The 19,004-nt window shown below is 68.7% G+C and carries 16 protein-coding genes; 8 read left to right on the top strand and 8 right to left on the bottom strand.

Annotated features, from left to right (window positions below):
• Positions 1-110 precede the first annotated feature (110 nt).
• Together glmU and HUG10_RS19490 are read left to right on the top strand one after the other, a co-directional pair.
• Positions 111-1,175, top strand: a complete 1,065-nt coding sequence (gene glmU / locus HUG10_RS19495) for a bifunctional sugar-1-phosphate nucleotidylyltransferase/acetyltransferase (RefSeq protein ID WP_179171362.1) — start codon at positions 111-113, stop codon at positions 1,173-1,175.
• A 155-nt stretch (positions 1,176-1,330) separates the two neighbouring features.
• The gene (locus tag HUG10_RS19490) at positions 1,331-1,642 is read left to right on the top strand and encodes a HalOD1 output domain-containing protein (protein WP_179171361.1); all 312 of its coding nucleotides are present in this window, start codon (positions 1,331-1,333) and stop codon (positions 1,640-1,642) included.
• Positions 1,643-1,706: 64 nt separating this feature from the next.
• Here the strand turns inward: HUG10_RS19490 and HUG10_RS19485 are convergent, their stop codons facing one another.
• Positions 1,707-2,288 (bottom strand): DUF7344 domain-containing protein, encoded by a 582-nt coding sequence (locus HUG10_RS19485; RefSeq protein WP_179171360.1) that lies wholly within the window; start codon positions 2,286-2,288, stop codon positions 1,707-1,709.
• Between the two features lie 1,099 nt (positions 2,289-3,387).
• On the opposite strand from HUG10_RS19485, the gene glmS reads away from it, so the two are divergent.
• The 3 genes from glmS to HUG10_RS19470 all read left to right on the top strand — a co-directional run bounded on the left by glmS (position 3,388) and on the right by HUG10_RS19470 (position 6,331).
• Positions 3,388-5,205, top strand: a complete 1,818-nt coding sequence (glmS, locus tag HUG10_RS19480; RefSeq protein WP_179171359.1) for a glutamine--fructose-6-phosphate transaminase (isomerizing) — start codon at positions 3,388-3,390, stop codon at positions 5,203-5,205.
• 153 nt (positions 5,206-5,358) lie between these two features.
• Positions 5,359-5,916 (top strand): DUF7344 domain-containing protein, encoded by a 558-nt coding sequence (locus HUG10_RS19475; protein WP_179171358.1) that lies wholly within the window; start codon positions 5,359-5,361, stop codon positions 5,914-5,916.
• Positions 5,917-6,052: 136 nt separating this feature from the next.
• Positions 6,053-6,331: a winged helix-turn-helix domain-containing protein gene (locus tag HUG10_RS19470; RefSeq protein ID WP_179171357.1), complete on the top strand. Its 279-nt coding sequence runs from the start codon at positions 6,053-6,055 to the stop codon at positions 6,329-6,331.
• A gap of 42 nt (positions 6,332-6,373) precedes the next feature.
• Here the strand turns inward: HUG10_RS19470 and HUG10_RS19465 are convergent, their stop codons facing one another.
• The 4 genes from HUG10_RS19465 to HUG10_RS19450 all read right to left on the bottom strand — a co-directional run bounded on the left by HUG10_RS19465 (position 6,374) and on the right by HUG10_RS19450 (position 9,249).
• Positions 6,374-6,838 (bottom strand): hypothetical protein, encoded by a 465-nt coding sequence (locus HUG10_RS19465; protein ID WP_179171356.1) that lies wholly within the window; start codon positions 6,836-6,838, stop codon positions 6,374-6,376.
• A 96-nt stretch (positions 6,839-6,934) separates the two neighbouring features.
• Positions 6,935-7,378, bottom strand: coding sequence for a restriction endonuclease (locus HUG10_RS19460; RefSeq protein ID WP_179171355.1), 444 nt, complete (start codon positions 7,376-7,378; stop codon positions 6,935-6,937).
• A 118-nt stretch (positions 7,379-7,496) separates the two neighbouring features.
• Complete coding sequence (locus tag HUG10_RS19455) at positions 7,497-7,724, bottom strand: hypothetical protein (RefSeq protein ID WP_179171354.1); 228 nt, start codon at positions 7,722-7,724, stop codon at positions 7,497-7,499.
• Between the two features lie 1,216 nt (positions 7,725-8,940).
• A complete protein-coding gene (locus tag HUG10_RS19450; RefSeq protein ID WP_179171353.1) occupies positions 8,941-9,249 on the bottom strand; it encodes a HalOD1 output domain-containing protein in 309 nt (102 codons plus the stop codon).
• 704 nt (positions 9,250-9,953) lie between these two features.
• Here HUG10_RS19450 and HUG10_RS19445 point away from each other — a divergent pair.
• The 3 genes from HUG10_RS19445 (at position 9,954) to HUG10_RS19435 (ending at position 14,198) form a co-directional block, all read left to right on the top strand.
• Entirely contained in the window at positions 9,954-10,166 is a 213-nt protein-coding gene (locus HUG10_RS19445) for a DUF7563 family protein (RefSeq protein ID WP_179171145.1), read from the top strand.
• 180 nt (positions 10,167-10,346) lie between these two features.
• Complete coding sequence (locus tag HUG10_RS19440; protein WP_179171352.1) at positions 10,347-11,015, top strand: helix-turn-helix domain-containing protein; 669 nt, start codon at positions 10,347-10,349, stop codon at positions 11,013-11,015.
• 1,893 nt (positions 11,016-12,908) lie between these two features.
• Positions 12,909-14,198, top strand: a complete 1,290-nt coding sequence (locus HUG10_RS19435) for a Cdc6/Cdc18 family protein (protein WP_179171351.1) — start codon at positions 12,909-12,911, stop codon at positions 14,196-14,198.
• An 842-nt stretch (positions 14,199-15,040) separates the two neighbouring features.
• Here HUG10_RS19435 and HUG10_RS19430 read toward each other — a convergent pair.
• The 3 genes from HUG10_RS19430 to HUG10_RS19420 all read right to left on the bottom strand — a co-directional run bounded on the left by HUG10_RS19430 (position 15,041) and on the right by HUG10_RS19420 (position 18,995).
• Positions 15,041-15,661, bottom strand: a complete 621-nt coding sequence (locus HUG10_RS19430) for a phosphoribosyltransferase (protein WP_179171350.1) — start codon at positions 15,659-15,661, stop codon at positions 15,041-15,043.
• Positions 15,662-15,885: 224 nt separating this feature from the next.
• Complete coding sequence (locus HUG10_RS19425; protein WP_246310350.1) at positions 15,886-18,033, bottom strand: prolyl oligopeptidase family serine peptidase; 2,148 nt, start codon at positions 18,031-18,033, stop codon at positions 15,886-15,888.
• A 62-nt stretch (positions 18,034-18,095) separates the two neighbouring features.
• The gene (locus HUG10_RS19420; RefSeq protein ID WP_179171348.1) at positions 18,096-18,995 is read right to left on the bottom strand and encodes a transcriptional regulator TbsP domain-containing protein; all 900 of its coding nucleotides are present in this window, start codon (positions 18,993-18,995) and stop codon (positions 18,096-18,098) included.
• Positions 18,996-19,004 lie beyond the last annotated feature (9 nt).

Here is a 19,004-nt window from a genome sequence, read left to right as displayed (position 1 = left end):
CGTCGTCCCCAGTCGGCAGACGTCGGGGTCGAAGCGGTCGGCCCGGCGGCCGCCGCTTGCGGGGATAGTCGTCGCATTACAAGGGCGCCATCGACCCTGGAATCTCTGGTATGCAGGCAGTGATCCTCGCCGCGGGAATGGGGACGCGGATGCGCCCCCTCTCGACGGTGACCCCGAAGCCCATGCTCCCCGTCGCCGACCGACCGCTCGCCGCCCACGCCGCCGACGCGGCCGTGGCGGGCGGCGCCGACGGACTCGTGTTCGTCGTCGGGTACAAGGCCTCCCACGTCCGCTCGTTCTTCGGCGATCGGTACGCGGGCGTGCCCGTCCACTACGCGAACCAGCCCGTCCCCGAGGGCACCGCCGACGCGGTCGACGCCGCGCGGCCGTACCTCGACGGGCCGTTCGCCGTGCTGAACGGCGACAACCTCTACGACCGCGACGTGATCGAGGCGCTGTTCGAGCGCGGGCCGGCCGTCGCGGCACAGCGGGTCGAGGAGCCGAGCGAGTACGGCGTGCTCACGACGGACGGGTCGCGCGTCACCGACATCGTCGAGAAGCCGGCCGACCCGCCGACCGACCTCGCGAACGCCGGCGCATACGTGTTCCCGGCGGCCGCGCGCGACTGGCTCGACGTCGGCGAGAGCGAGCGCGGCGAGCACGAGATCACCGACGTGCTCGCCCGCGTCGTCGACGAGACCGACGTGTCCGTCGTCGAGACCGACCGGTGGCTCGACGTGGCGCGACCGTCGGACCTGCTGCGGGCGAACGAGCTCGTGCTGGCCGAACTCGCGGTCGACGTCCGCGGGACGCTCGCGCCCGACGTGACCACCTCCGGGACGGTCGCCCTCGCCAAGGGTGCGGAGGTCGCCGGCGGGGCGGAGCTGTCGGGGCCGGTGCTCGTCGGCGCCAACGCGACCGTGGCGCGGGACGCGACGCTCCGCGGCCCGACAGTCGTCGGCGCGGGGGCGACCGTCGGTACGGGCGCCGACCTTCGGAACGCCGTGCTCCTCCCCGGCGCGACGGTCGAGCGCGACGTCCACCTCCGCGACGCCGTCCTGGCGCCGGGGTGCGGGCTCGCGCCGGGAACCGACGTCGGCGGCGACCGCGGTGCGAGCTCCCCCCAGCCCGCGGCGCTCGTCGCCGCGTCGTCGAGCGGCGGGCTCCCGTACTAGTCGTCCCCACGCGGTCCCCGATCGGTAACCATGTGAGAGTCTCACCCGGTCTCGAAAACGTTTTGTACTACACCTCCTCACCAGCAGTCGGACTAGATAGAGATGTCAGCAGAATTATTCGTGCGAGGAGCGCTGCAATTTTCCGCGGGGGAACCATGACTCCGACGAACACGATCGGCTCCGCCGAGGCGGGATCGAACGAGGGAAGCGTCGTCCATCGCGACGGCGTCGCTCGGCGGGACGAGTCAATCTGCGAGGCGGTGGTGTCCGCGGTCGGCGAGGCGCTCGGGAAGGACCCGACGGCCGTCGAACCGCTCAACACCGCCGTCGACCCCGACGCGCTCGAGTCGCTGTTCGACGTTCGGTACGGCGGCGAGGCGCGGACGGGCGACGGCCACGTCTCCTTCCGACTCGACGGGTGCGACGTCACCGTCTACGGCGACCAGCAGGTCGTCGTTCGTCGGTGAAGCGCGGTCAGGCTACCGGAACTAATACTTCGAGAACACGGAAGTCGCCCCCCGGACGCGCGACCTACCGTTCGGCGTAGTAGGCTACTGCCGGGACCCCGATCAGTACTGCGATGACGATGAGCTCCGGGAGCAGCGGCGTCCCGGCGACGTGTGCGAAGAGGAACGCGAGTCCGCCGAACACCGAGAACATCGTGTACTGCCGCAGGTGTCCGTTCGACTCGACCTCGGAGTCGGAGTCGAGATACTCGAAGAGCGTCTCCGCGCTCCGACCGAGTTCGACGATCCCCCGGTCCTGGTTGAACGCCACGGCGTCGGCGTCGTCCATCTTGGGGAGGTGACACTGGTAGAGCCCGATATAGACCCGCTTGCGCTGCTGGGCGTTCAGCTCAGCGGGCGTGATGTCGTTCTCCAGGGCGGCGATGTGTTCGGCCAGTTCGCCGATGGTGACCGACCCCTCGGCGTCCCGGAGATACTCGAGGACGAGCCGCCGCCGCTCGTTCTTCAACACCTCGAAGATGATGTCGAGCGGGAGCTCCTCCTCGACCACTTCCTCCGAGGTCGCCTCGTCCGTCTGGCCCTCCAGGGAGGAATCCTCGTCCGCAGCGACCGCTTCGTCCGGATCCCTCGACTGGCTACTGTTCATCTGATTGTGGGTTCGAGCTTTCGATGACATGGTTCGTTCCACGGGTCCGTTCCGGCAGCTTCGTTCTCTCGCGTTCGTTCGTGGGGCGTGATGAGTCAGGTCCACCCCGGCACTCCTGTTTCCCACCCATTCCGTCTCGGGCGATAGCAATGTGTGCTTGCCCCTTACTTATAAGTAATGTTGAGTTTATCCGGTTTCGTCGCGATATCTGTGCGACAGTTCCCCGTCGGAACTCACGTCGACGACGGGAATCGCAAGACGCGACGGAGGCGCGTCGACGGACCCGCCGATCGCCCGGGTAGGTCCTCGCTTCCACCCGTCGCCCAGCGGCCACTCTTCGGGGCTGGTTCCCGCGCTCGCGCGGGCGACGCCGGCGTCGAGTCGAGCGGCGATATCGGGCCGCTCGCGCCGGCGCACCGTCGCTTTCGCGACCCGCCCCGGTCGTTCGTCCGTCGAACGGAGCGTCTCGACCGGCGCGCGCGTCCCCGGCGGACGGACCGGAGGGAACTCGCGCGCAGTCGAGCAAGACGCTACTCGTCACCTCGTCCCGGTAGCCGACGAGTGTGTCACGTTGGATACCGCGCACGCCGTGGATATAGACGTTCGGGCCGACCCTAGCGCGGGTACGGTCGGTCGTGAGACGGTGCGGGTCGGCGACACCGGATCGAAACGGCGGGTCGGCCCGCGCGTCGACCTGCACCGAGCCCGCGGGCGGGCCGATGGGGATCGAATCCGGCGGGAACGACGACACGAACCGGCCGCCCGTGCCGTCTCCCGCCCAGAGAGTGACTAACATGTGACGTCTATGGGGGAGCCAGCTATCCCCTTTGTTATCAGTTCGCTACCGGTCGCTATCCCCCGATACGGGGGGCGAATCGGTCCCCTGCGCTCCCCGCGGAACCACGAACTCGTGGCTTCGGCTAACCTATCCGCTGGACTCCACAGTACGCGAATAACAATGGAGAGAACACGTAATTGACCACCGTCACGCGGATGGCGCGCCCATCCGGGAGCTATCAATGAGAGGACCCTTACCGGCGGCGACCCCGCCACAACCCTTGGAACAGGCGCACGATCGGCCGCGAACGGGAGCCATCCGATGTGTGGAATAACCGCCTGCGTCGCCGACGGTGACGTGGTCGACGAGCTGCTCACGGGGCTCGCGAACCTCGAATATCGCGGCTACGACTCCAGCGGTATCGCGGTGCCGCGCGGCGATGACGACATCACCGTGCTGAAACGCGCGGGCGAGATCGACGCCCTCCGGGACGCGGTCGCGGAGACGACTCTCGCCGCCAACATCGGCATCGGACACACGCGCTGGAGCACGCACGGTGCGCCGACGGACGCGAACGCCCACCCCCACACCGACTGTACGGGCGCCGTGTCGGTCGTCCACAACGGCATCATCGAGAACCACGAGGCGCTGCGCGACGAACTGCGCGAGCGCGGCCACCGCTTCACCAGCGACACCGACACGGAGGTCATCCCCCACCTGATCGAGGAGGGACTCTCCGACGGGCTCGCGACCGACGAGGCGTTCAGACGCGCAGTCGACCGGCTCGAGGGGAGCTTCGCGGTCGTCCTGCTCGCCGCCGGCGAGACGTCGCTGTACGCCACCCGTCGCGGCTCGCCGCTCGTGCTCGGACTCGGCGAGGACCGGCAGTTCCTCGCCAGCGACGTCCCGTCGTTCCTCGAGTTCACGGACCGCGTCGTCCACCTGGAGGACGGCGACGTCGTCGAGGTCGACCGGGACGGCTACGCTGTGACCGATTCCGACGGGGCGCACGTCACACGCGAGCCCACGACCGTGGACTGGCAGCCCGAGGACGCCGAGCGCGACGGCTACGAGCACTACATGCTCAAGGAGATCAACGAACAGCCGAAGGCGCTCGACCGCACCATCCGCGGCCGGATCCAGGACGACGGGAGCGTCTCGCTGTCGTCGTTCCCCCTCGGGGCGTTCGCGGACGTGAGCGACGTCCAGTTCGTCGCCTGCGGCACCTCCCACCACGCCGCGCTGTACGCCCGGGAGCACCTCGTCGAGCAGGGCGTCCCGGCGTACGCCTTCCGCGCCGGCGAGTACGCCACGACGCCGGCGCCGATCGGCGAGAACACGCTCGTCGTCGCCGTCACGCAGAGCGGGGAGACGGCGGACACGCTCCAGTCGGTCCGGCACGCGCGCGAGGCCGGCGCGCGGACGCTCGCGGTGACGAACGTCGTCGGCTCCACGGCCGCCCGGGAGTGCGACGACGCGCTGTTCATCCGCGCCGGCCCCGAGATCGGCGTGGCCGCGACGAAGACGTTCTCCTCGCAGGTGGCCGCGCTGTCGCTGCTCGGCGAGCGCATCGTCGAGGACGTGACGGGCAGCCCGAGCGAGGGCCACGCGGAGCGCGCCGCCGCGTTCCGCCGGCTCCCGACGGACGTCCAGCGGGTCCTCGAGGAGTCGCCGGTCGACCGCCTCGCCGACGAGTACCGCGGCTGCGACGCGTACTTCTTCATCGGTCGGGGCGTGGGCCACCCGGTCGCCCTGGAGGGAGCACTTAAGTTCAAGGAGATTACATACGAGCACGCAGAGGGATTCGGCTCGGCTCAGCTGAAGCACGGGCCGCTCGCGCTCGTCACGGAGGACACCCCCGTCGTCGCCGTCTTCGACGGTCGACACCAGGGGAAGGCCCTGGCGAACGTCGAGGAGGTCCGCGCGCGGGGCGCGCCGGTCATCGCCATCGGCGGCGAGGGCTCGCGGGAGGTGCGCGAGCTCGCGGACGAGTTCCTCCCCGTTCCGGACACCCACCCCGACGCGACGGGCGTGCTCGCGAACGTCCAGCTCCAGCTGGTGTCGTACCACGTCGCCGACCTCCTCGGGCGCGCCATCGACAAGCCCCGCAACCTGGCCAAGAGCGTTACGGTGGAATGAACCGCGCGGGGCTGGGTGGCGCGAGAGGAGTCCGCACCGGACCGCGAGCCGTCGCGCTGCGAGCGGCGTGTAATCGGGGAGTAACAAAGTGTACAACCGACCGCTGTATGGGTAACGGCGGCCGGCGGACGCCGATCACATGAGCCTCGACTGATGTCCGAGTCAGAGCACGGTAGGCTGTCGCAGAACGAGGTGTACGACCTCCTGAGTAACCCCAGGCGTCGGTTCGTCATCTCGTACCTTCGGGAGCACGGCGGCCCCATCGAACTCACCGCGCTCGCACGGGAGGTTGCCGCCTGGGAGAACCAGGTCCCGGCCGAAGAGCTAACCGACCAGCAGGAGAAACGGGTGTACGTCTCGCTGTACCAGACACACATCCCGAAGCTCCGGAACGCCGGCGTCGTCGACTACGATCCCGACGACGGCGTGATCCGGCTCACGGCGACGGTCGACCAGCTCGAACGGTACCTTCCGGAGGAGGAGCGCACGGAGCTGCCCTGGCAGACGCTGTACATCGCAACCGCGGTGGTCGGCGGCCTGTTCTACCTCCTCACCGTCGTGAACGCGCCGGGGTTCGCCGCCGTACCGGACGCGGTCGCAGGCATCGTCGTCGTCGCGGCGTTCCTCGTCGTGACGCTGGCACAGTACGTCTACAGCCGGTACATGGCGCCCGGAACCGAGGCGTCACTCGTGGAGCGTCGACTGCAATGACGACCGAGCACAGCTCTCCCCCTCACCGGGGAACCGACCGATCCGACGCGACGACCGACGACTACCGAACGATGGGCACGAGAACAGCACCGAAACGGGTCGACGGCGCCGGGAGACCGGCAGGAGTGACGAGCCGATGAGCGACGACTGGGACGTGGTCGGCTACGTCATCAGCTCGCGCTACCGCGTCGCCGTCCTCGGGCGACTGGCCGACGGTCCGGCGACCCCGTCCGGGATCGCCGACGACGAGGACCTCGCGGTCACGCACGTCTCCCGGGCGCTGCGCGGCCTGCGAGAGCGGGACCTCGTCGAACTTCTCGTCCCCGAGGAACGCCGAAAGGGACGCGTGTACGGTATCACGGAGGACGGCCGGGAGACCTGGAACCTCATCCAGACGAAGGACCTCCTCGACTGAATCCCTCCTCGACGGCGTGGGTCCGGGCCGAGGCGCGTCGCGTCACCCGGGACAGCAGACCGTCCCGATCAGTGCCGTGTTGTGGAACGCGACGATCAGGTTCAGGGCGGTCATCGGCCCGTATCCGACGAGTCGAACGACGCCGACCAGCACCCGCGATTCCTCCTCGTCGTGTGATCCGTCCCCGTCACGCGATCCGTCCCCGTCACGCAATCCGTCTCCGTCACCGAGGTCGCGCACGACCGCGACCCCGCGTTCCGTCACGACGACCAGTGTGCCGACCGCGACCACCGACACGAGCGTCAGCCCGACGATCGGTCCGAGCGCCCCGATGGCGGCGGCCGCGACGACGTTCGCCTCCTTGAGGCCGGACACGAACCGGAGCGCCACTACCGTCGTGAGCACGTCGGCCGCCTGCGTGACCACGAGCGCCCCCACTCCGACACGGGGCGTGAGACGGATGAGCCCTCTCCGGGCGTACTCGGTTCTCGCGTATTCGCCACTCACACCGACGGATTCCGGCCGTTCGCGGTTCGTAAGGCGGTTCCTTCCCGGAGCGCCGAAACGGATAGCGACGTTCTAGAAACAGGATCGGTTCGGCGGTCAGTTCCCCTGGTCCGGGCTGGTTTCCCGTCGCCGTTCGTCGTCCGTCGCCGTCCCGTCGAGCACCGCCCGCGCGTCGAGCGCGTCGACGAGGCGCGCGAGGTCGTCCGGGCCGACGAGGTCGATCCCGTGGGCGGCCGCCGTGTCGACCGCTTCGGGCGTGAACCCCGCGTTCGTCGCCAGCGTCGTCCCGTCCGGTCCGAGCTCGACCCGCGCCCGGTCGCGCACGCCCGCGGCATCGACGGCGCCGCCGGGCGACCGGTACACGGCGAACAGCGCGCGACGTTCGATCGCGCCCGCCTCCCGTCGCTCGATCGCGTACAACCGGTCGTCCAGCGCGTTCGGCTCGACCGTCCACCCCTGGCGCCGCCAGAGGACCGCGACGAGGTCGGGGAAGCCGCTCGGCTCGACGTGCTCGACCGCGTCCCGGTCTGTCCCGCTCATGACGTTCACGGGTGCGCCCTCACACGTTGTTAGCCCCCGAGTACGGGAGTTCCGGGGACCGATGAGGAGGGAGGAGGGGTAGGGAAAGGAGGCGAGAAGGGAACGAGGGCAGCCGACGCTACCCGTACCGGCCGAGCAGGCCGAGCCGGTGGGCGTCCCGTGCACCCGTGATGAGCAGGGTGATGAGGACGCCGGCGATCAGCCCGGCCACGAAGACGTTCCTGACGATCAGGAGAGTGGGCATCTGTACCGGATGTGTCACGACCAGCACCATCGCCAGCGTGTTCCCGAGCGCCCAGCCCACGGCCGCGTCGGCGACGAGGATGGCCGTCTTGGCGGAGCTCATCCCGACCCGGATCGTCGGTCCGTCCCCGGCGTCGCCCATCCACCCGCTGACGGGGGCGTCGCACCCGCCGACCGACCGGCCCTCGGTTTGTCCACCTTACCCGATGTAATCACGGCTTTCCCGACGGACGTGGGGCGGATTGTAATGCGGACCGTGTTCGGCCGAATGGTTTCCCTACCGTTCCGCTCGGCCGCCGGCGTGGAACGGGGGACCCCGGTCCGGCGGCGGTACCGCGCGGATAACGAAGCGGCCGCCGGACCCAGGACCGGATGCGATGTCACGAAAACTGCTCTCGGCCGCCGTGCTGATCGGCCTCCTGGCCGTCATCGTCCGCACCGTCGACGTGTACACCCGCCCGATCACGGACGGGCTGGACTGAGCCGGGTATCCGTCGGATCGGCCACGACCGAATCGGGCGATAGCCGGCCTATATCCTGGAGTTACGAGGCTCCTATGGCCCGGTACGCTCGAAATTACTTTTTAGGCGCCTCCCTGACTCAGAAGAGATGTCGGGTCGAATCACGGACGACGAGAAGCGACGGATGGAGGAGTTCGCGAGTACCCCGAAGTACAAGCGAGGGCCAGAGATGCTCGTTCCGGAGCCGGGTGAAGAACGAGACGAGTGAGTAAATCGGGGGCTACACGGCCCGTTCGTCCGGTTTCTCGTCACCGCCGTCCCCTCGGCGGCGCGAACTCGAACGCCCGATCCGTCACACGCGATGGCGGGCGGGCGTGCGGATTCGATTTTCTTAACAGCGTGTCACGATGTCGCTAACTTCCGACCCGTCAGTCCCCGTGAGCGCGTTCCAGTCCGACTCGACCGTGGTTGGCCCCCGAATCGCGTTCACCGGGGTTAGACGCCGCGTGCGGAGCGGATCCTCCACCTATTGGACCGTCCGGCTCGTCGGAGCGGACGCCCGCGGCGTTCGCGCGCGACCCGGGGAACTCGCCGTGGCTCGGCGGCCCCACCGGCGACAGCGCCCGCGAGTTCGCCGGAGGAGGCCCGCACGGGCGACGGTCGTTCGGCAACGACCGGGTCGCAGGGACGACGACCAGGAGCGGACGGACCGTGGCCGCCGCGGGGGACGTCGCACTCGCAGTCGCGTCCGGCGTCGGTCGGAACGAACGTCACTCGCTGTCTGTGAGAAGCCACCTCGAGGAATCGAACCTGCCAGATCGACCGTCGTGCCGTGGAATTCAGCCCTGGCGGGGGAGTTCAGGCCGACTCGATGTCCCGAACGACGATCTCGCCGGTGCCCGAGATCGACACCGCCACCCCCGCGTACCGGAACGAGATCCTGCTCTGCTCGTCGGACCGGGTCGCGAGCGACGCCGTCAGCCTGTCGAGGGCGTCGGTGTCGAGCGCCGATTCGAGCTGCGGGAGTTCCGTCGGCGGTACGTCCTTTGCCCGCCCCACCGCCAGCGCCACCGCCGTCCCGGTCGAGTCGCCCGCCGCCGGGTCGTGGACCGAACGATCGAGCGTCGTCCCCCCGTCCGACCACTCGGTTCCGTCTTCGTCCATCATGTACATTCCTATCGCCAAACCCCGCGCATAGAAGTTGCGGTCTGTACTCGTCGGGGCCGGTGACGGGCGATTTCGACACCTGGGACGCGACTGGACACTACCTTTTTCACAGCCGTCCGACCCCGGCGACTGCCCCCGACTGCCTCGGCCTCCGATCGGTGCAGGGGCGACCAAATCTACCAGTATCCGTACCCTTTCGGCCGGTTAATCGGCTCCTTACGTCCGAATCAACGGTTAGTCTGCCTTTACAGCAGTAATGCCGTAATGCGTCCCCCCGGCCCGGCCGGTTACGTGAGGCAGTACGGGACAACTAGTCGGGCCGTCCGGGCGGCAAAACTTTCGACGAGCTCGAACCCGACAAGCACGGTTCTCCACCCGGCCGCCTCGCCGGTCGGCGGCGTCCTCGATCCGAGGTCGGCCTCTATGATCGGCTCGTCGTTGATGGCACCGTTCGGTACGCCGGCGACGGGTGGGAGCGGGGCGACCCCCGTCGGCGAATCGGGTCGAACACCGTCGAATCGAATTAGGAGCCCGGTCGGTCGGGATATCCAGCTTCGACTGTATGGGGTCCACGTCCGGAACCGCGAAACCGCACGTCCCGGATGCGGTCCGGTTTAACACCGTGATATGTCAAGCCCAACAGTCACGCTGGTATCACCCATCCTCGGACCCGTCGGCCCAGCGGGCCGGTGGGAGCAACACGTATGCCAGAATGCATCAACTGCGGGAGCTTCGTCACGCCGTCGTTCGTCCGCGTCTTCGGGGGAAACGACGGGGAGGTTCGGGGCTGTGACAGCTGTATGACCCAGACGGAACTGAACAGCGGAATCGCGGCGCAGTCGGTCGGCGAGGAGATACCGATGGAGTCGAACGACGGTCCGACCTCGTCGTCCGGACAGGGGCCGCCGGGGCTCTGACCCGGCCAACCTTTATTTCGGGGTCCGTGCTACTCGTCGGCGAGGCGCCAGCATCCGGCCAGCCATGAGACCCAGACGACCGCCCGACGAGAGAGTAGCGCACGCTTCAGTCCCGGCCGAACCGTGGCCGCACACCCCCTCGAACCCCCCGACTGCGATCGGTCACGACGCGGTGGCCGGATGACGACCGTCCGCATCCACCTGTCGATCCCGCTGCTCGGCGACTCGTTCGCGACGGTCACCGACGCGAGCGGCCACCTCGTCGACATCGGTCGACTCGACGGGGCGACGTATCGGCTCCTGGTGCGCGTCCCGCTGGCGGACGGCGAGGCGCTGGAGGCGGCGTTCGGCGAGGACGAGACCGTCGTCGCCTGGACGAGCCTCGCGAGCGGGCGCAGCGACCACCTCTACCGCGTCCGCGTCGGCGCCGATCGGCTCGCGGTGCGCGCGTACCGCCACGCTCTCCGGCTCGACGGCTACCTGATCGGCGCGCGTGTCGACGCCGGTGGCTGGGATTTCCGGCTCCTGTTCCCCGACAGGGTAGCCGTCTCGACGTTCGCCCGCCGATGCGACGCGGACGGGATGGAACCGACGGTGCAGGCGCTCAGCGACGCCGAGGAGTGTCACGCCGCCCCGACATACGATCTCACCAGCGTACAGGCGGAGACGCTCCGGGCCGCCGTGGAGTGCGGCTACTTCGACGTTCCCCGACGCGTCACGCTCGAGACCCTCGCCGACGATCTCGACGTCTCGAAGCAAGCCGTCTCCGAACGGCTTCGCCGCGGCCTCCGCAGCCTCCTCTCCGACACCGTGGCCGCCCCGGTCCAATCCGACCGGGAGCTCCGCTAGCGGGTCGTTCCGGGACGGGAGCGCGGAACGGCACACGGGGGCGCGGAACGGCACACCCGATAGCAGTGTGAACGACTCGGATTCGAACGGCACGGAGTACTGTGACCGTCAGCGGCGTGACGAGCTCGGTGACTGGACGGTGATAGCCGATTCGACGTTCCGATGGGCAGAGTAGAGCCGGTCGGGGATCGTCGCCCCACTCCGTCCCGAAGGGATCGGTCGACCAGGCCCCCGCGGGTCGGTTCCCCGCGAGGACGAACCGGAGGCGTTCCCGGCGGCTTCCCGCCGGGGTCCACGTCGCCTCCGAGATGGATCCCAACCCAACCAGTGTCCGGACCCGGGAGTCGCGCGACAGGAACGCGGCCTCGACACGCGGCGGAGCCGACGTGGTCGAGACGGCGGGTCCGGTGGCCCCACCGTCACGGCGAGCGGACTTCGTTACAGACATCCTACCGTGGGAGGGCGGCGAGGGAGAGTCGGGAGGACACCGTGGGAACGTCGTTCGGGTGTCGGGGAAACGTGACACCGACCGGCCGAGTTCCCCGTCCGGCGAGCCGAGTGGACGGGCGAAAAGCACTCGAAAACCGGTGTGTCCGGACGGCTGTCGCGTCAGTTCGATCGCAGTTCCGGCGAGGGTCGGTGCTCCTCGACCGGGAGTGTGCACGAATGTTGTCGGTGAGAGAGGGCGATCCCTCGGTGGCAGGATCGGAGTTCGGGGCGTATAACAGTCGAGGCGGCCGTTCAGCGTCGGGGACCGTGGCGAGTGGTGGACACCGGTCCGCGGATCCTGTCTACATCGAACGGGTGTCTGTCTGTCGGGGACCCCCTCACACCGGTTTGCGAGTGCTTTTCCTGTCGAAGGGAGGGTCGGGATTCGCCGGCGGCGGGGGGACGAGGCGTCGGAGACGCGGGCCGAGGCGGGTCGGGTGGCAACTGGAACCGGATCGATCTCTTTCCTTATTATAACATTTTCTTCTAGTCTAGTAGTAGTGTAGTGTTGTCCGGATTACGACTGTCTGTAGTCGTGCGATTCCACTCGAATAATCGACTAACCTCACGTGTATCCAATCGGCTGTTTATACCGTGATCGGAACCGTCGGTTCCGCCGGCACGAGTTCCGACGGACGCCCCCGATCGAAAGCACTTGCAAACCGGTGTGGGGGTGTCCGGGATCACCGTCCCGTCCCTCACTTACTCGCGAGTTCCTGGACCGACAGCCGGCGTCTCGAATCGCCCCCGCCACCCCGTGTTCCGCCGGACGACTGCCAACCCGAGGAAGCACGAGCAGGTCGTGATCGGATCACACTCCGCCCGCCCCTAGCGCTCCTGGCCGCAACTGATGGGGTTCGATCCCCGCCATTCACGGTCTCCTGGCGGCCTCCGGCGAGGAGATCGCCATCTGCAGGCGTTTCCGCTCCCTGGTACCTCCCGAAACCCATCGACTGCCCGATGTTTCCCATCCCATCCGGGTTTCCGCCGCCACACGGCCCCCTGACCCCTGAGACAACCCCTCCACACTACTGGCGTCGTTCGTGCCCTCGATCAGACCCCGCGAATCTTGCCCCTCCCATCAAGCACTTGAAAACTGGTGTGTGGACGGGGGGACTCGACTCGCGTTCGGCGCTCGACCCACGATCGGTGCTCGACCCACGACCGCCGACCAGTACCGCTCCGACGCGATATCAGGCCGGTATCCCCGTGCCGTCACCGAAAGCACTCGAAAACTGGTGTTCGATTCGGCCGATTTCGGCGGATAATCCTGGGTACGGGAAAACAGTCGCAGTCACTCGCAGTCACTCGCAGAGCACTCGAAACGACCGGGGTACACTTGAAAGCACTCGAAAGCACTCGAAAGGACTAGCTTTATCCACTTCGTGTCCGACACGGGATACAATGGGGTCGAACTCCATCTTCGAGGACGACGTCGAGATCATCCGCGACGCCGACCTCTTCACGGAGGAGCACACCCCCGAGGAGATCCTCTGCCGCGACGACGTGATGCAGAACTACGTGAACGCGCTGAAGCCGGTGTACAAGGGCCGGCCGCCGCGGAACGCGTTCCTCTACGGGGACACGGGTGTCGGGAAGACGGCCGCGACGAAGTACCTGCTCCGAGAACTCGAGTCGGACATCCGCGAGCGCAACGCCGACCGGCCGGCCGACGACCAGCGGACGTTCACGCACGTCCGGATCAACTGCCAGAACATCGCCCCCTCGGACGGGACGGCCTCCTCGTACCAGGTGGCGATCGCTCTCGTCAACGAGTTCCGCGACGACCAGATCGCCTCGACGGGGTACGCCTCCCGAGAGGTGTACTCGATGCTGTACGAGGAACTGGACGACATCGGCGGTACGGTGCTCATCGTGCTCGACGAGGTCGACCGGGTGGGCGAGAGCGACACGCTGCTGTACGACCTTCCGCGGGCCCGCGACATCGGCTACGTCGAGGACACCCGGATCGGGCTCATCGGCATCAGCAACGACTACACGTTCCGCTCGAACCTCTCGCCGAAGGTGCGCGATACGCTGTGCGAGACGGAGATCAAGTTCCCCGCCTACAGCGCCGACGAGCTGGAGGAGATCATCGCGGCCCGCGCGAACAACGCGCTCCACGACGAGACGTACGACAAGGAGGTGCTGTCGCTGTGCGCGGCGCTCGCGATGCGGAACTCCTCCGGGAGCGCCCGCCGCGCGATGGACCTCCTGAAGCAGGCGGCCGAACACGCCGAGAACGTGGGCAACATGCCGATCCAACCGGACGACGTGTACGCCGCCAAGGAGGAGCTCGACTACGGCGACATGGTCGAGTCCATCATCGACCAGGACCAGCACAAGCAGCTCATCATCGACGCCGTCGCGAGGCTCGAGGCGGACGGCCGCACCCCGGTCCGGACGAAGGCGATCCACGCCATCTACGAGCAGCTCGCCTCCGCCGCCGGCGACGACCCGCTGAGCCAGCGCGGGATGTACAATCACCTCACCCGGCTCGACATGCTCGGCTTCCTCCAGTCGTTCCAGAACAACGAGGGGCTGCGGGGCGGCCAGTACAACACGTACGAACTGTCCGAAGCGCTCACCGTCCGCCAGGTGAAGGACGCCATCGACAGCTCCGACCTCCCGACGAACGACGTCGAACTCGAACTCGACAACATCCTCGTCCGCGCCGGCCTCTCCGAGGACTGAGGTGATCGCACTCGAATTCGACCCACTCTCGACTCGGCCCGATCCGATTCGACCTGATCCCGATTCGACTCGACCCGATCGACCCAGCCCTGAACCGACCCACCCCCGAATCCGACGCGCCTTCCCAGAGGCCCACTCGATAGTTCCGCCGACGGTCTATCGGTCCACAGACACACCAGTTTTCAAATGCTTACGGACTGGTAGCTACGCGCTACCCGCCGCCGTCCCCGGTCGAAGCATTCGAAAACCGGTGTCACCGGGCCGAATCGCCCTCGTCTACGGGTAACGACCGCTTCGACACACCGGTTTTCGAGTGCTAACCCGGTGAGATGCGCGAAATCGAGGCCCCGAGAAGCACTTGCAAACTGGTGTTAGGGAGGCGGCCGGCCGGGCGCGTCGTCGCGCCGTCGGAACCGCTCCTAGTCGCTCCCTCATCGTGGCCCGACGGGGTACTACGTGTATAACAATGGGTGACTCACCACTACGGATATGTGCTACCGGCCGTCGGAGGGCCTCGCGTGCCTGGCCCGGAGCGCGATGGCCTACCCGAACTGGTTCGGTGGCGACCTGCGGAGCAATCGACGGTCGTTCCCCCCTGTACCGTCGACGACCCCACACAGGTGCCGTACCCGGCATCCACCCCCATCCGGCACCTTTCGAACTCCGCCCACCGGGGGCGGCGCATCTAGAGTACTCCGGTGCTCACGAAGCCCCGCTCGGGGCTCGACGTGAGCTTCATGGACACTCCACCGGGATTTTTTGGACCGACTCGAACCCGGTTCCCGAATCACGATCCGAAGATCCGCACGCTCGACGTTCCGTACGCCCGACGTTCCGTACGCTTACCGGTCGAGATACGACATCGCCTCCTCGTCCGAGACCTGATCGAACCGCTCGTAGAACTGGCCGACCGCCCGGAATCGAGGGGGTGATTCGAGCACCACGACCTCGTCGGCGTCGCCGACCAGTCGCTCGCGCGCGTTCGGCGGGCCGACCGGCACCGCGAGCACGATGTGCTCGGCGCCGCGCTCCGCGAGCATCCGGAGGCAGGCGTTGACGGTCGCCCCCGTCGCGACGCCGTCGTCGACGAGCACGACGGACCTGCCGGCCACGTCCGGCGGGTCGCCCTCCCGGTAGGCGTCCTCCTTCTCCCGGGCGGTCTCGGCGGCCCTCCGGCGCTCCCGCTCGACGTAGCCGTCGGGAACCCCGAGCTGGTCGATCGCGTCCTCGTTCAGCCAGAGGCTCCCGTCCGACGCGGCGGCGCCGATGGCCAACTCCGGGTTCCCCGGCGCGCCCAGTTTCTTCGCCACGGCGACGTCCAGCGGCGCGTCGAGGGCGTCCGCGACCGGCCGCCCGATCGGAAGCCCGCCCCGCGGGATCGCCAGCACGAGGTCCGCGCGGACCCCTCGGTCCCGGAGCAGCCGTGCGAGTTTCTCGCCCGCGTCGGTCCTGTCGCGGAACATGCGTATCTCCTCCGTGCTCGATTCGTGACGGAGGGGGAAAAACGAACCCGTGGCCGGAGCCTCCGGACACCATTATAATCGACTATCTGACAAGCCCGTGATCTGTTCGAGTTCGTCGACGCGGCGGAGGCGGCGGCGCCCTGGTGGGGGCCCGTCGGCACCCGGAATCCGCGGCTGTCGGGGAGCGCTGCCCCTCCCTGCAACGGCGCTTCCGCTCCGTTCCGCTACTCCCGTACGTCCACGCCGAGTCGGTCGCACAGCCACGTCCACTGCTCGACCTGCTCGCGGACGATCCGTTCCGTCGGTTTGCCGACGCCATGGCCGGTGTCCGTCTCCGTCCGGAGCACGACCGGCGAGTCGCCGGCGTTGCGCGCCTGCATCAGCGCGGTCATCTTCCGCGCGTGACCCGGGTGGACCCGGGTGTCGCCCGCGGCGGTCTTGAACATCGTCGGCGGGTACTCGCGCTCGGCGACGTTGTGGTACGGCGAGTACGCCCGGAGGAACTCGAAGTCGTCCGAGTCGTCGGGGCTCCCGTACTCGACGGTCCAGTACTCCCCGAGGAGGAACCGGTGGAACCGGAGCATATCGAGCAGCGGCACCGTCGAGAGCACCGCGCCCCAGAGGTCGGGTCGCTGCGTGACGGCGGCGCCCGTCAGCAGGCCGCCGTTCGACCCGCCGAACGCCGCGAGGCGGTCGGTGTTCGTGTAGCCCGACTCGACGAGCCCCTCCGCGACCGCGTAGAAGTCGTCGAAGACGTTCTGCTTGCGCTCGCCCATTCCGGCCTCGTGCCACGGTTCGCCGTACTCGGTCCCGCCGCGGAGGTTCGCGACGACGAACACGCCGCCGGCCGCGAGGAACGGCCCGCGGAAGCGGTCGAAGCCGGGCGTCTGCGGGATCCGGAACCCGCCGTAGCCGTACAGCACCGTCGGGGCGTCGCCGTCCGGCTCCAGCCCCTCGCGGCGGATCACGAACGCCGGAACCTCGGTCCCGTCCCGCGACTCGAAGAACTCCTGGGACACCGTCACGTCGACGCCGAGCGACACGTCGGCCTGCGCGATCGTTTCCGCCTCGCCGGTCTCGAAGTCGTACCGGCGGACTCTAGCGGGTTCGGCGAACGTTCCAACGACGTAGAACACCTCGTCGGCCGCGTCGACGGCCGAACCAGGGCCGGCCTCGTCCGCTCCCTCACCTTCACCCTCGTCGTCACCGCCGTCGGACCCGGAGACGCCGCCGACCGAACAGAACTCGGGCGTCGGGAGCCGCTCCGTCGGCTCGCCGTCGGCCCAGACCGCCAGTTCCGAACTCGCGTCGCGCATGTGGTGTGCCAGCAGCCTGTCGCCCGCGAACGCGATCCCCCGGAGGACGCCGTCGGTTTCGGGGATCGGCTCGGCCATCGCATCCGGGTCGAGCGCGTCGTCACGGCCGTCCGCGTTCGACCCGCTCCCCGCGACGTCGGCGAGCGGAACCGAGAGGACCCGCGAGAACGGGGCGTCGTAGTTGGTCACGAAGTAGACGGTTCCGTCGTGGATGTGGGGGTGGAAGGTGCCGTCCGCGTCGGTGAGCAGCGGGACGAGCGCGTCGGACGAACCGTCGGCTCCGTCCGCCTCCGCGGCGTCGACGTCGACCAGGTACACCTCCGAGTTCGCCGTCCCCTCGTGGACCGCCGCGAGCAGCGCCCCGGTCTCGTCGTCGATCTCCAGCTGGGGCCCGTCGTGCTGGCCGAACGCGTCCGTGAGGAACCGGTCGTCGTCCGGGTCGGCGCCGTGCTCGTGGTGGTAGAGCGATTTCTCGAGCTGTGCACCGCCGCCGGCCCCGCCCGTGCGGACGTAGTAGAAGCCGCCGTCGGTCCACGCGAAGCCGCCGGGGTTCACCCGGCCGAGGTCGGGCACCGTCTCCGTCACCTCGCCCGAGCCGACGTAGACGACGCGCACGTCGTACTGTTCCTCGCCGCCCTCGTCGTAGCCGTAGGCGACGCGGTCGCCGTCCGGGCCGACGACGAACCAGTTCATCGAGGCGGCCTCGCCGTCGAACGCGTTCGGGTCGACGAGCGCCCGCGGCTCCCCGTCGAACGACTCGCGGACGTAGAGGACGCCGTGGTCCTCGTCCGGTCCCTCGACGGTCCCGAAGTAGCGACCGCCGCGGACGGTGACGGCCCCGTAGTCGGTCACGCGCGCCAGGTCCTCGAAGCGAGGGCGGAGCGCGTCGGACGTGTCGCCGCCGAGGAACCCGTCGGCGTACTCGTTCTGCGCGTCGACCCAGGCGGCGACCTCGTCGGTGTCCTCCTCGAGCCACCGATACGGGTCGGCCACCTCCTCGCCGTGGGGGGTCTCCGTCACGGGGCGTCGGGGGGTCTCGGGCGGGGAGTCGTTCACGGTCACTCGCCGACGGCGGCGGGGCATAAACCGTTGGCCACCGGCAGCCCTCGGGCGCCTCGCTACTCGTCGACGAGCGCGTCCCGGGCCCCCCGGATCAGGTCGGCTGGCGGGGAGTCGCGGAGTTCCTCGGGGGCGACGAGGAGCCGCTGGCGCGGCCGGCCGACGTCCGCACGGATCTTCTCGGTCGTGAGCAGGCCCGCGGCCTCGAGCTGTCGCTTCCGGGATGACATCGTCGCCCGGCTGGCGACGCCCAGGTCCTCGGCCCACTCCGAGAGCTCGAACAGCTGCGCGCCGTTCCGTCCACCCACGAGCAGGATGGTGTCGATCTCGTCGACCCCGTCCGCGGAGCTCCGCACGGTCACGCCGGCCTCCATGACGCTCGCCACGTCCTCGCGAACGGCCGGTCCGACCGCGACGTCGAGCGACTCCAGGAGCCGGGTGTAGCCGGGCACGCCGACCTCGTACTCGGCGGCGTCCGAGAACGACCGCGCGAACGCGCTCCGGATGGTGGCGACCGGGTCCGCCTCGTCCGTCCGCACCGCCACGGCGTCGTTTCCGGGCAATGGGGAGATGGTCGTCACCTCGCCGGAGTCGGAGTGCCGGCTCGGGTCTTCCACCTCACCAGCGGCCGATTGCCGGTTCGGGTCACCTCCCTCACCGCCGGTGATGACCAGCGACGGGAGGTGCCCCTGCTCGCTCACGCGCATCGAGAGCCGCTCCTCCTCCACCAGGTCCGCGGCCCGGGAGGCGGCGAGGAAGTCGTCGCACGCCCTGGACAGCGCTCCCTCGGTGCCGAGCAGCCGGACGTGGTCGGGCGCGTCCTCGTCGGCCTCCGCGACGACGAGCACGGCCTCCCGCAGCACGGTGACGTGGTCCGAGACGACGATTACCTCGTCAGTCGATCCGATAGGGTCGCGGAGCAGCCGTCTCACGCTCCCGGTGTCGGTCGCGGGGGTCATTTCCATTCC

It is taken from the genome of Halorarum halophilum (assembly GCF_013401515.1).
In the GTDB taxonomy this organism is placed as follows: Archaea; Halobacteriota; Halobacteria; order Halobacteriales; family Haloferacaceae; genus Halorarum; species Halorarum halophilum.
The sequence above is the reverse complement of the archived record's forward strand: the minus strand, read 5'-3'. Positions and strand labels throughout refer to the sequence as shown.

Excerpts from the sequence above, each read along its gene's own strand:
- glmU (WP_179171362.1), top strand. The coding sequence starts at position 111 with ATGCAGGCAGTGATCCTCGCCGCGGGAATGGGGACGCGGATGCGCCCC.
- HUG10_RS19490 (WP_179171361.1), top strand. The coding sequence starts at position 1,331 with ATGACTCCGACGAACACGATCGGCTCCGCCGAGGCGGGATCGAACGAG.
- HUG10_RS19485 (WP_179171360.1), bottom strand. The coding sequence starts at position 2,288 with ATGAACAGTAGCCAGTCGAGGGATCCGGACGAAGCGGTCGCTGCGGAC.
- glmS (WP_179171359.1), top strand. The coding sequence starts at position 3,388 with ATGTGTGGAATAACCGCCTGCGTCGCCGACGGTGACGTGGTCGACGAG.
- HUG10_RS19475 (WP_179171358.1), top strand. The coding sequence starts at position 5,359 with ATGTCCGAGTCAGAGCACGGTAGGCTGTCGCAGAACGAGGTGTACGAC.
- HUG10_RS19470 (WP_179171357.1), top strand. The coding sequence starts at position 6,053 with ATGAGCGACGACTGGGACGTGGTCGGCTACGTCATCAGCTCGCGCTAC.
- HUG10_RS19460 (WP_179171355.1), bottom strand. The coding sequence starts at position 7,378 with ATGAGCGGGACAGACCGGGACGCGGTCGAGCACGTCGAGCCGAGCGGC.
- HUG10_RS19455 (WP_179171354.1), bottom strand. The coding sequence starts at position 7,724 with ATGAGCTCCGCCAAGACGGCCATCCTCGTCGCCGACGCGGCCGTGGGC.
- HUG10_RS19450 (WP_179171353.1), bottom strand. The coding sequence starts at position 9,249 with ATGATGGACGAAGACGGAACCGAGTGGTCGGACGGGGGGACGACGCTC.
- HUG10_RS19445 (WP_179171145.1), top strand. The coding sequence starts at position 9,954 with ATGCCAGAATGCATCAACTGCGGGAGCTTCGTCACGCCGTCGTTCGTC.
- HUG10_RS19440 (WP_179171352.1), top strand. The coding sequence starts at position 10,347 with ATGACGACCGTCCGCATCCACCTGTCGATCCCGCTGCTCGGCGACTCG.
- HUG10_RS19435 (WP_179171351.1), top strand. The coding sequence starts at position 12,909 with ATGGGGTCGAACTCCATCTTCGAGGACGACGTCGAGATCATCCGCGAC.
- HUG10_RS19430 (WP_179171350.1), bottom strand. The coding sequence starts at position 15,661 with ATGTTCCGCGACAGGACCGACGCGGGCGAGAAACTCGCACGGCTGCTC.
- HUG10_RS19420 (WP_179171348.1), bottom strand. The coding sequence starts at position 18,995 with ATGACCCCCGCGACCGACACCGGGAGCGTGAGACGGCTGCTCCGCGAC.